Source organism: Halomonas campaniensis, assembly GCF_014193375.1.
Taxonomy (GTDB): domain Bacteria; phylum Pseudomonadota; class Gammaproteobacteria; order Pseudomonadales; family Halomonadaceae; genus Halomonas; species Halomonas campaniensis.
Window position 1 is genome coordinate 21,812 of record NZ_JACHZF010000032.1, and the last position, 10,459, is coordinate 32,270.

The window sequence follows — 10,459 nt, forward strand, 5'->3', positions numbered from 1 at the left end:
GGTCTCTCTCCTGAAAGCAGTGGATGCCGATTGGCAGATGATGGCTCAGATCGCCTGGCGGCGCAGCCCCGACAGGGCATGCCGCAGGGCGTCGAGCGTCCGGTCGATGTCGCTGTCACTGGTGAAGCGGCCGAAGCTGAAGCGCAGCGAGGCCAGCGCCAGGGCGCGCGGCACGCCGATGCCCTTCAGCACGTAGGACGGTTCCACGCTCGCCGAGTTGCACGCCGAGCCGGTGGAGAGGGCGATGTCGCGCAGCGCCATCAGCAGCGACTCGCCCTCCACGCCCTCGAAGGCCAGGTTGAGGATGTTGGGCACGGCCACGTCCACCGCGGTGTTGCGGTGAATGCCGCCGATGTCGGCCAGGCCGTCCAGCAGGCGGTCGCGCAGCGCGGTGATGCGCGCCTGGTCGGCCTCGCCCTCGTCGCCGGCCAGGGCGAAGGCCTCGCCCATGCCGACGATCTGGTGGGTGGCCAGGGTGCCGGAGCGCATGCCCCGCTCGTGGCCGCCACCGTGGATCAGCGCCTCGAGTCGGATGTCGGGGTGGCGCTTCACGTAGAGGGCGCCGATGCCCTTGGGCCCGTAGGCCTTGTGGCCGGAGAGCGACATCAGGTCGATGCCCAGGCGCTCGACGTCCAGGTCCAGGCGCCCCACGGCCTGGGCGGCATCCACGTGGAATACCGCCCCGCCGGCATGGGCCACCTCGGAAAGCGCGGCCAGGTCGTGGATCACTCCCAGCTCGTTGTTCACCGCCATCAGCGAGACCAGCACGGTGTCCGGGCGCATCGCCTCGCGCAGCTGGTCGGCCGTGACGCGGCCGTCGCGGCCCGGGGTCAGCCAGGTGACCTCGAAGCCCTCGGCCTCCAGGGCATGGGCGGTGTCCACCACCGCCTTGTGTTCGATGCAGGAGGTCACCAGGTGGCGACCGCGCCCGCGGTTGGCGCGCAGGAAGCCGATCAGCGCCAGGTTGTCGGATTCGGTGGCGCCGCTGGTCCAGACGATCTCGCGGGGGTCGGCGCCGATCAGGTCGGCGACCTGACGGCGGGCGTTCTCCACGGCCTGTTCCGCCTGCCAGCCGAGCATGTGGCTGCGCGAGGCGGGGTTGGCGAAGATGCCGTCGACGGTGAGGTGGCGCGCCATCAGCTCGGCGACGCGGGGGTCGACGGGCGTGGTGGCAGCGTAATCGAGATAGACGGGTGTGGTCATGGACTCGGCTGTGTTCGGGTTCGGCCCGGCGCCCTCAGGGCGCCGAGGCAAGGATGCTGTCGCCGTCGGGGCGGCGACGCTGCCGGCTGGCGATCTGCCGGACTTCCTGGCGATCGGCCAGCTGGCCGAGGGTGATGCCGTCGAGGAAGCCGTGGATCTGCTCGGAGAGCTCGCACCACAGGTGGTGGGTCAGGCAGGTGTCGCCCTGCTGGCAGTCCGAGAGGCCGCCGCAGCGGGTGGCATCCACCGACTCGTCCACGGCGTCGATGACCCGGGCCACCGAAATGGCCTCCGGGGCCATGGCCAGCAGGTAGCCGCCGCCGGGCCCGCGCACGCTCTCCACCAGCCTGGCCCGGCGCAGCCGGGCGAACAGCTGCTCCAGGTAGGAGAGCGAGATCTCCTGCCGCCGCGAGATGTCGGCCAGGCTGATGGGGCCGGCATGCGCATTCACGGTCAGGTCGAGCATGGCGGTGACGGCGTAGCGTCCCTTGGTGGTCAGGCGCATGGCGGGTGGCTACCTCGGCGCCGAGACGGGTCGGCGTTCGATGATCGGGTGGCGCCCCGGCGATGAGGGCATCCTGGACAGAGGGCCATTATGGTAAAGACCGAGTGCCACGGTCAACCATTCTGCCCCTGGCGCTTCCTCCCGTCATCCGCCGGCGGCTTCCCCTCGGCCGACGTCGCCGGGGCCTTCTCGGGCATGGCGCAGGGGTCGGCGTCGTCGAGGACATCGGCGAAGTCCTCGTCGCGCAGCTCGGGCAGGCGACCATCGCGGTAGCTGGCATCCACCTTGCGCAGGGTCTGGCACATGCGCTCGATGCGCTCGTCCACCGCATGCATGTGATCGAGCATCGCCTGGATGGAGCGTGCCACCGGGTCGGGCATGTCCTCGCTGATGCCGTAGGCGTCGAAGCCGAACTTGCGGCGCATCGCCTCGCGGCGTTCGGGGTCCACCTCGAGGCTTTCGGCGGCGTCCGGCTCGGCCCGCTTGACGATCTTGCCGGGAATGCCCACCACGGTGGCGCCGGCGGGCACCTCCTTGGTGACCACCGCATTGGAGCCCACCTTGGCCCCGGCACCCACGGTGAAGGGGCCCAGAATCTTGGCTCCGGCGCCGACGATCACGCCGTCCTCCAGGGTCGGGTGGCGCTTGCCCTTGTTCCAGCTGGTGCCGCCCAGGGTCACGCCCTGGTAGAGGGTGACGTCATCGCCCACCTCGGCGGTCTCGCCGATCACCACGCCCATGCCGTGGTCGATGAAGAAGCGCCGGCCGATGGTGGCGCCGGGGTGGATCTCCACGCCGGTCAGCCAGCGCGAGAAGGTCGAGAGCGTGCGCGCCAGCCACTTGAGATTCCTGCGCCACAGCCAGTGGCTCAGCCGGTGGATCAGCAGGGCGTGCAGTCCCGGATAGTTGGTCAGCACTTCCAGGAAGTTGCGGGCCGCGGGGTCACGGTCGAATACGCTGTTGATGTCCTCGCGCAGGCGTTGAAACATGCAGCGGTCCTTGGAATGGGTGGCAGGGGGAGAGCGGAGGCCTGGGCCGTCGGTCACCGGGATGACCTTCATTATTGGGGGCGCGGGGCGCCACCTTCAAGGCGCGGTGCCTCCGGCACGGGGGCAGGGCCGCGTCGGCGGCCGGTCACTGCCCCGGGCGGTCCTCGTCATCGCGTCGGGGCGCGAGCTTCTCGGTGTCCGAGAGGATGCCGCGCAGGATGTTGAGCTCCATGCGCTCCGGGCGGGCCCGCAGGGTGAAGCGGCGCAGGCGGGCCATCAGCTGGCGCGGCGTGGCGGGGTCGTGGAAGCCGATGGCGACCAGCGTCCGCTCCAGGTGGGCGAAGTAGTGCTCCAGCTCCTGGTGGTTGGCCAGCGCCTGGTCGGGCGCCTCGGGCTCGGCCGGCTCTCCTGCCAGCCAGGCCAGCCGGCACTCGTAGGCCAGCACCTGGACCGCGGCGGCCAGGTTCAGGGAGCTGAAGTCGGGGTTGGTGGGGATGTGCACGTGGGCGTGGCAGCGCTGCAGCTCGGCGTTGGTCAGGCCGCTGTCCTCGCGGCCGAATACCAGCGCCACCCGGGCGTCGTTGCCGGCCAGCTCCGTGGGCAGTCGCCCGCCCAGCTCGCGGGGCGTGATCATCGGCCAGGGCAGGGTGCGCGAGCGGGCGCTGGCCCCCACCACCAGGGTGCAGTCGGCGACCGCCTGCTCCAGGGTCTCGACGACCCGGGCGCCGTTGACCAGGTGATCGGCGCCGGAGGCCCGGGACACGCTGTCGGCGGTGACCGTCTCGCAGCGCGGTGACACCAGGGCCAGGTCGGCCAGCCCCATGTTGTGCATGGCGCGGGCGGTGCCGCCGATATTGCCGGGGTGGCTGGTGCCGATCAGGACGATACGGATGCGGTCGAGCATGGCAGGCTTCCCTGGGATGACATGAGACGGGGCGATGGACCGGGGCGGCAGAGTCTAGCATGTTGTGAGCCCCGAGCGCCGTGCAAGCCACCTTCGGTGGTCGTGGCGCAACGGGCCGGGGTCTGCTAGGATTCGCGCCGACCGTTCCAACCGAACGCCTTACCTGTTTTTTTAACCCCGTTCTTTAACACCACCGACTCCTCAAGGCCCGATCATGCATCCGATGGTCCAATATGCGCTGCGCGCCGCGCGCAGCGCCGGCGAACAGTTCCTGCGCATTCGCGAGCGTATCGAGAATGCCCACGAAGAGAGCAACCTCGACCGCCTGCTCGAGGACGCCGCCCGCAACGCCGAGACGCTGATCGTCCGTCAGCTCTCCCGCGGCTACCCCCAGCACGGCGTCGTCGGGCGCTTCACCCCCCACCGCGCCGGCGAGGGGGAGGGCGCCGACACCCTGTGGAAGATCGAACCCTTCCACGGCTACTCCAACCTCGGCGTGGCCGCGTCAGGCTTTGCCCTGTCGCTGGTCTGCCTGGTCAAGGGCCGTCCGGAGCATGCGGTGGTGATCTGCCCCTTCAGCGATGACGAGTACCTGGCCAGTCGCGGCCGCGGTGCCCAGCACAACGGCAAGCGCATCCGCGTGCCCAGGACCCTGGCGGTGGGCGGCTCGCGTGTCGCCATGGGGTTGCCCGAGACCTGGCTGCGCCCGCGCCACCTGCCGGCCTACCTGACGCTGGTCCAGCAGCTTGGCCCGGTCATCGAGGTGCAGCGCGCCTCGGGCAGCGGCCTGCTCGACCTCGCCGAACTGGCCGCCGGTCGCGCCGATGCCGCCTTCGTGCTGGGCCTCGAGGAGCAGGACATGCACGTCGGCAGCCTGCTGCTCAAGGAGGCCGGTGCGCTGATGGGGACCCCGGACGGCCAGCCCAGGGTCGAGGTGGAAGGCCAGCTGATGGCGGCGGGCCCGCGCCTCTTCAAGGCCCTGGTGCAGCAGCTCAAGCCGCACTTCTAGGCGCCGAGCGCCCGGCGCCCAGCCGCTCGGTGACGGGTCACAGGTGCCGAGGTTGATAACGAAAAATCCCGCCGGATGCGATATCCGGCGGGATTTTTTGTGGATGCCCGTCAGGTCCTGGCATCGTGTGCGGCGCTCGGCGCTCGGCGCTCGGCGCTCGGCGCTCGGCGCTGGCTAGGGCAGCTCCTCCTCGGCCTCGGCATCCTCCTTCTTGGCGGGGATCAGGTCCTCGCGCTGGAGGTGCACCGCCAGCAGCAGGGCCGCGGCCACGTAGATGGAGGAGAAGGTGCCGACCAGCACGCCGGTGATCAGGGCGATCGAGAAGTGGTGGATCATGTCGCCGCCCAGCAGCAGCAGCGCCATCAGCACCAGCAGGGTGGTACCGGACGTCGCCAGGGTGCGCGACAGGGTCATGTTGATCGCCTCGTTGAAGATCGCCGGCATGTCGTCGATGCGCGACTTGCGGATCGTCTCGCGGATGCGGTCGTAGACCACGATGGTGTCGTTCAGCGAGTAGCCGATCACCGCCAGCAGGGCCGCCAGCACGGTGAGGTCGAAGTCGAGCTGGAACAGCGAGAAGATGCCGACCACGATGATCACGTCGTGCATCAGCGCCAGCAGGGCGCCGATGGCGAACTTGTACTGGAAGCGGAAGGCCACGTAGAGCATCACGATGCCCAGCGCCACCAGCAGGCCGAGGCCCGACTGGTCGCGCAGCTGCTCGCCGACCTGGGCGCCGACGAACTCGGCGCGCACCAGCTCGACGCTCTCGCCGCCCGAGCGCAGCAGCTGCACCACGCGATCGCCCACCTCCGGGTCGAAGGCCTGCTGCAGGCGGATCAGCACCTCCGTGGAGGCGCCGAAGGTCTGCACCGAGACATCCCGGAACCCACTGGCCTCCAGGGTCTGGCGCACGGCGTCCAGGGAGGGGGCCACGGCGTAGCGTACCTCCACCAGGGTGCCGCCGGTGAAGTCCAGCCCCAGGTTGAGCTGCTGGAACAGCAGCGAGGCGATCGACACCAGGATCAGCGCGGCCGAGATCGCGAAGGCGATCCGGCGCTTGCCCATGAAGTCGAACTGTCGGTTGATGAGGGGTTTCATGATCACCTCTTATATCCAGAGCTTCTTGACCGGCTTGCCGCCGTAGACGAGGTTCACCATGGCGCGGGTCACCAGCAGGGCGGTGAACAGCGAGGTGATGATCCCCAGCGACAGGGTCACGGCGAAGCCCTTGACCGGCCCGGTGCCGATCGAGAACAGGATCACCGCCACCAGCAGGGTGGTGATGTTGGCGTCGACGATCGAGGTGAAGGCGCGCTCGTAGCCGGCATGGATCGCCTGCTGTACCGACAGTCCCCCGCGCAGCTCCTCGCGTATCCGCTCGAAGATCAGCACGTTGGCGTCCACCGCCATGCCCAGCGTCAGCACGATGCCGGCGATGCCGGGCAGGGTGAGGGTGGCGCCCAGCAGCGACATGGCGGCGACCAGCAGGGTCAGGTTGAGGGCCAGTGCCACGTTGGCGATGACGCCGAACACCTTGTAGCGGATCAGCATGAAGAGCACGACCAGCAGCAAACCGATCTGCACCGACATCACGCCGCGCTTGATGTTCTCGGCGCCCAGGCTCGGGCCGATGGTGCGTTCCTGCACGAAGTAGATCGGCGCGGCCAGCGAGCCGGAGCGCAGCAGCAGGGCGAGCTCCGCCGCCTCGGTGGGCGAGTCGAGCCCGGTGATGCGGAAGCTGTTGCCCAGCGCGCTCTGGATGGTGGCCAGGCTGATCAGGCCGCGCTCGGTGTAGGGCTCGCGGACGATGACCTCCTCGCCGTCGACCACCTCGACGCTGTCGCGGGTCTTGTGCTCGATGAACAGCACCGCCATGTTGCGGCCGATGTTGGTGCGGGTGGCGCGGTTCATCAGGGTGCCGCCGGTGCCGTCCAGATTGATGTTCACCTGGGGGCGGCCGTTCTCGTCGAAGCTACGGCTGGCGCTGGAGACGCTGTCACCGGTGATGATCACGTCACGCATCAGGTCGGCGCTGCGGGCCGGGTCATTGCGGAACGGGAAGCTCTCGGTCTCGAGGTCCGGGGTGTCGGGGCGCGCCTCGAGGCGGAATTCCAGGTTGGCGGTGGCACCCACCACCCGCTTGGCGGCCACGGTGTCCTGCACGCCGGGCAGCTCCACCACGATGCGGTCGGGACCCTGGCGCTGCACCATGGGCTCGGCGACGCCCAGCTCGTCCACCCGGTTGCGCAGGGTGGTGAGGTTCTGGTTGATCGCGTAGTCCTGGATCTCGTTGACCGCCTGGTCGGTCAGGGTCATGGCCAGCGCGGCGCCCCGGCCGTCACCCACGTTCTGGTAGTCGAAGTCGCGGAACTCGCGGCTGATCAGGCGTCGCGCGGCATCCCGGTCCTCCTCGTTGGTGAAGGTGATGGTGAGGGTGCGCTCCTCGATCTCGGTGCCGCGGTAGCGGATCCGTTCGCTGCGCAGCTGCTCGCGCATGGCGCTGGCGTTGACCTCGAGGCGCTGGGTCAGGGCCGCGTCCATGTCCACCTCGAGCAGGAAGTGCACGCCGCCGCGCAGGTCGAGGCCGAGCGTCATGGGCGAGGCGGAGAGCGACTGCAGCCAGGCCGGGGTGGACTCGGCGAGGTTGAGCGCCACGACGAAGTCGTCGCCGAGCATGGCGGCGATGCGATCGCGGGCCTGGAGCTGTTCGTCGGGATCGCCGAGGCGGATCAGCACGCGGCTCTCGCTGCTCTCGACCGACTTGATGGCGATGCCGGCCTCGTTCAGGGAGTCCCGGACGCGCTCGAGCTCACGCTCATCGAGGGTGGCATCGCCGCGGGCGCTGCTTATCTGCACCGCCGGGTCTTCCGGGAAGAGGTTGGGCAGCGAGAAGATCAGGCCGGCGATGAGGACGGCAAGTATCAGCAGATACTTCCACAGGGGGTAACGGTTGAGCATGCGAGCCCTGCCCTTGGTTGCTGACAATAGGAGGCTGACGCCATGGCGTCATGACCGCCGGCGAGTTCCCCTGCGGCGGTCGAAGGGCGGCTTCGCCTGGGCCTCTGCCGAGACCCGGGCGGAGCCGGGAAGGGCACGAGTCAGATGGACTTGATGGTGCCCTTGGGCAGGACCGCGGCCACGGCGTTCTTCTGCACGCTGATCTGGGTGCCCTCGGCGATCTCCATGGTCAGGAACTCGCTGTCGTCGCTCACCTTGGTGATGCGCCCCAGTACGCCGCCGCCGATGACGATCTCGTCACCCTTGGAGAGGCCGCCGATCAGCTGCTTGTGCTGCTTGGCCCGCTTGGCCTGGGGGCGCCAAAGCAGGAAGTAGAAGATCAGCACGAAGCCGACCAGCATCACGATCTGGGCCATGCCGCTGCCGGCAGCGGCATCCTGGGCGTAGGCCGGAGCGATGAAGAAATCCAGCATGGGGAAGTGTCTCCTGGTTGGTGTGAAGTGTTGGGATGGGTAACGGGGGGCTGTCAGGAGGTGCCTGACATGCCTCGGCCGGTGCCGGACCGCCAGGGTCCCGGCACCGGCCGGTATCAGTTCGGGGCGGGAGGCACCGGCAGGCCGCGCCGTGCGTAGAAGCCTTCCACGAAGTTCGCCAATGTACCCGCTTCGATGGCACCGCGCAAACCGGCCATCAGGCGCTGATAGTGGCGCAGGTTATGGATGGTGTTGAGCATCGAGCCGAGCATTTCCCCGCAGCGATCCAGGTGGTGCAGGTAGGCGCGGGAGAAGTGCTGGCAGGTGTAGCAGTCGCAGCCCTCCTCCAGCGGCCGGGTATCGAAGCGGTGCTTGGCGTTGCGGATCTTCACCGTGCCATCAAAGGTGAACAGGTGGCCGTTTCGCGCGTTGCGGGTGGGCATCACGCAGTCGAACATGTCGACCCCGCGGCGCACGCCCTCGACCAGGTCCTCGGGCTTGCCGACGCCCATCAGGTAGCGGGGCGTCTCCTCGGGCATCCAGGTGGGCAGGTAGTCCAGGGTCCGGATCATCTCCTCCTTGGGCTCGCCCACCGACAGGCCGCCGATGGCCAGGCCGTCGAAGCCGATATCGAGCAGCCCCTTGAGGGAGGCCTCGCGCAGAGCCGGGTACATGCCGCCCTGAATGATACCGAACAGCGCCGAGGGGGAGCTGCCGTGGGCGTCCCGGGAGCGCTCGGCCCAGCGCAGCGAGCGCTCCATGGAGAGGCGCGCCTCCTTCTCGGTGGCCGGGTAGGGGGTGCACTCGTCGAAGATCATCACCACGTCGGAGCCCAGCGAGCGCTGCACGGCCATGGACTCCTCGGGTCCCATGAACACCTTGGCGCCGTCCACCGGCGAGCGGAAGTGCACGCCCTGCTCGGTGATCTTGCGCATGGCGCCCAGCGAGAAGACCTGGAAGCCGCCGGAGTCGGTGAGGATCGGCTTCTGCCACTGGGCGAAGTCGTGCAGGTCGCCGTGGGCCTCGATCACCTCCATGCCCGGGCGCAGCCACAGGTGGAAGGTGTTGCCGAGGATGATCTCGGCGCCGATCTCCTCGACCGACACCGGGGTCATGCCCTTGACGGTGCCGTAGGTGCCCACCGGCATGAAGGCCGGTGTTTCGACCGTTCCCCTGGGAAAGGTCAGTCTGCCGCGGCGGGCCCGGCCGTCGCTGGCCAGGCGCTCGAAGGTCATGAAGCAGTCGTTACGCATGGGGAACTCGCGTCAGGAACATGGCATCGCCATAGCTGAAGAAGGTATAGCGCTCGGCCACCGCCTCGCGGTAGGCCGCCAGGGTGGTATCGAAGCCGGCGAAGGAGGCCACCAGCATCAGCAGGGTGGACTCCGGCAGGTGGAAGTTGGTGATAAGGGCGTCCACGCAGCGCCATTGGTAGCCGGGGTAGATGAAGATGTCGGTCTCGCCGCGGTAGGGGGCGATCTCGCCGTCGGCGCCCGTGGCGCTCTCCAGACAGCGCACGCTGGTGGTGCCCACGGCGATCACCCGGCGCCCGGCGGCGCGGGCCGCCCGCACCTTGGCGCAGGTCGCCTCGTCCACCTCCAGCCACTCGCTGTGCATGACATGCTCGCGGATGTCGTCGGCGCGCACCGGCTGGAAGGTGCCGGCACCCACGTGCAGGGTGACGAAGGCGCGCTCCACGCCCCTGGCGGCCAGCGCCTCGAGCAGCGGCTCATCGAAGTGCAGCCCGGCGGTGGGGGCGGCCACCGCGCCGTCGCGGCGGGCATAGACGGTCTGGTAGCGGTCGCGGTCGGCCAGCTCGTCCTCGCGGGTGATGTAGGGCGGCAGAGGCATGTGGCCATGGCGCTCCAGCAGCGTGATGAGCGGCGTCTCGCCCAGGAAGCGCAGCTCGAACAGGGCGTCGCGACGCCCCTCCACCACGGCACGGATATCGCCCTCGAAGACCAGCTCGGTGCCGGGCTTCGGCGACTTGCTCGAGCGCAGGTGGGCGAGGCCGCGGTGGGCATCCAGTGGGCGCTCCAGCAGCATCTCCACCTTGCCGCCGCTGGCCTTGTGGCCGTGCAGGCGGGCGGGAATCACCCGGGTATCGTTGAACACCAGCAGGTCGCCGGGCTCGAGCAGCTCCAGCAGGTCGGTGAAGCGGCGGTGGGCCAGCTCGCCGGTGGGGCCGTCGACGCACAGCAGCCGGCAGTCGCTGCGCTGCTCGGAGGGGTAGCGGGCGATCAGCTCGTCGGGGAGCTCGTAGTGGAAGTCGGCGCGCTGCATGCGGTATCGGAATCCGGTGTCTGTGGCAAGCCGCCTAGCCCGGATGTTGCACCGGGCCGGCCAGACGCTCCCAGATCTCAGGCTCGGTGAAGACATTGGCGCTACGGGCTTGAGATTGGCTATTTCTTGATC

At 69.1% G+C, this 10,459-nt stretch carries 10 protein-coding genes; 1 reads left to right on the forward strand and 9 read right to left on the reverse strand.

The genetic code is table 11. The features are described 5' to 3' along the window. Window positions 1-45 precede the first annotated feature (45 nt). The 4 genes from BDK63_RS16630 to trmJ all read right to left on the reverse strand — a co-directional run bounded on the left by BDK63_RS16630 (window position 46) and on the right by trmJ (window position 3,601). The gene (locus BDK63_RS16630) at window positions 46-1,203 is read right to left on the reverse strand and encodes an IscS subfamily cysteine desulfurase (protein WP_183334012.1); all 1,158 of its coding nucleotides are present in this window, start codon (window positions 1,201-1,203) and stop codon (window positions 46-48) included. A gap of 34 nt (window positions 1,204-1,237) precedes the next feature. Further along, a complete protein-coding gene (locus BDK63_RS16635; protein ID WP_183334014.1) occupies window positions 1,238-1,708 on the reverse strand; it encodes an Rrf2 family transcriptional regulator in 471 nt (156 codons plus the stop codon). Between the two features lie 113 nt (window positions 1,709-1,821). After that, entirely contained in the window at window positions 1,822-2,769 is a 948-nt protein-coding gene (gene cysE, locus BDK63_RS16640) for a serine O-acetyltransferase (RefSeq protein ID WP_281379322.1), read from the reverse strand. A gap of 73 nt (window positions 2,770-2,842) precedes the next feature. Continuing rightward, complete coding sequence (gene trmJ / locus BDK63_RS16645; RefSeq protein WP_183334016.1) at window positions 2,843-3,601, reverse strand: tRNA (cytosine(32)/uridine(32)-2'-O)-methyltransferase TrmJ; 759 nt, start codon at window positions 3,599-3,601, stop codon at window positions 2,843-2,845. Between the two features lie 214 nt (window positions 3,602-3,815). Here trmJ and BDK63_RS16650 point away from each other — a divergent pair, with 214 nt between their 5' ends. Then, window positions 3,816-4,610, forward strand: a complete 795-nt coding sequence (locus BDK63_RS16650; RefSeq protein ID WP_183334021.1) for an inositol monophosphatase family protein — start codon at window positions 3,816-3,818, stop codon at window positions 4,608-4,610. Window positions 4,611-4,784: 174 nt separating this feature from the next. Here the strand turns inward: BDK63_RS16650 and secF are convergent, their stop codons facing one another. The 5 genes from secF to queA form a co-directional block, all read right to left on the reverse strand. Beyond that, window positions 4,785-5,711 carry a protein translocase subunit SecF gene (gene secF / locus BDK63_RS16655; RefSeq protein WP_183334023.1) on the reverse strand — a complete coding sequence of 309 codons (927 nt, stop codon included), beginning with the start codon at window positions 5,709-5,711 and terminating at the stop codon, window positions 4,785-4,787. A gap of 9 nt (window positions 5,712-5,720) precedes the next feature. Then, window positions 5,721-7,571 (reverse strand): protein translocase subunit SecD, encoded by a 1,851-nt coding sequence (secD, locus tag BDK63_RS16660; RefSeq protein ID WP_183334025.1) that lies wholly within the window; start codon window positions 7,569-7,571, stop codon window positions 5,721-5,723. Between the two features lie 140 nt (window positions 7,572-7,711). Then, a complete protein-coding gene (gene yajC, locus BDK63_RS16665; protein WP_183334026.1) occupies window positions 7,712-8,044 on the reverse strand; it encodes a preprotein translocase subunit YajC in 333 nt (110 codons plus the stop codon). 116 nt (window positions 8,045-8,160) lie between these two features. Then, a complete protein-coding gene (tgt, locus tag BDK63_RS16670) occupies window positions 8,161-9,279 on the reverse strand; it encodes a tRNA guanosine(34) transglycosylase Tgt (RefSeq protein WP_183334033.1) in 1,119 nt (372 codons plus the stop codon). A gap of 10 nt (window positions 9,280-9,289) precedes the next feature. Then, window positions 9,290-10,327: a tRNA preQ1(34) S-adenosylmethionine ribosyltransferase-isomerase QueA gene (gene queA / locus BDK63_RS16675; protein WP_183334029.1), complete on the reverse strand. Its 1,038-nt coding sequence runs from the start codon at window positions 10,325-10,327 to the stop codon at window positions 9,290-9,292. Window positions 10,328-10,459 lie beyond the last annotated feature (132 nt).

Bases quoted from the DNA above. Each gene is read 5' to 3' on its own strand.
- BDK63_RS16650 (WP_183334021.1), top strand. From the start codon at position 3,816: ATGCATCCGATGGTCCAATATGCGCTGCGCGCCGCGCGCAGCGCCGGC.
- cysE (WP_281379322.1), bottom strand. From the start codon at position 2,769: ATGAAGGTCATCCCGGTGACCGACGGCCCAGGCCTCCGCTCTCCCCCT.
- queA (WP_183334029.1), bottom strand. From the start codon at position 10,327: ATGCAGCGCGCCGACTTCCACTACGAGCTCCCCGACGAGCTGATCGCC.
- secD (WP_183334025.1), bottom strand. From the start codon at position 7,571: ATGCTCAACCGTTACCCCCTGTGGAAGTATCTGCTGATACTTGCCGTC.
- secF (WP_183334023.1), bottom strand. From the start codon at position 5,711: ATGAAACCCCTCATCAACCGACAGTTCGACTTCATGGGCAAGCGCCGG.
- yajC (WP_183334026.1), bottom strand. From the start codon at position 8,044: ATGCTGGATTTCTTCATCGCTCCGGCCTACGCCCAGGATGCCGCTGCC.
- tgt (WP_183334033.1), bottom strand. From the start codon at position 9,279: ATGACCTTCGAGCGCCTGGCCAGCGACGGCCGGGCCCGCCGCGGCAGA.
- BDK63_RS16630 (WP_183334012.1), bottom strand. From the start codon at position 1,203: ATGACCACACCCGTCTATCTCGATTACGCTGCCACCACGCCCGTCGAC.
- BDK63_RS16635 (WP_183334014.1), bottom strand. From the start codon at position 1,708: ATGCGCCTGACCACCAAGGGACGCTACGCCGTCACCGCCATGCTCGAC.
- trmJ (WP_183334016.1), bottom strand. From the start codon at position 3,601: ATGCTCGACCGCATCCGTATCGTCCTGATCGGCACCAGCCACCCCGGC.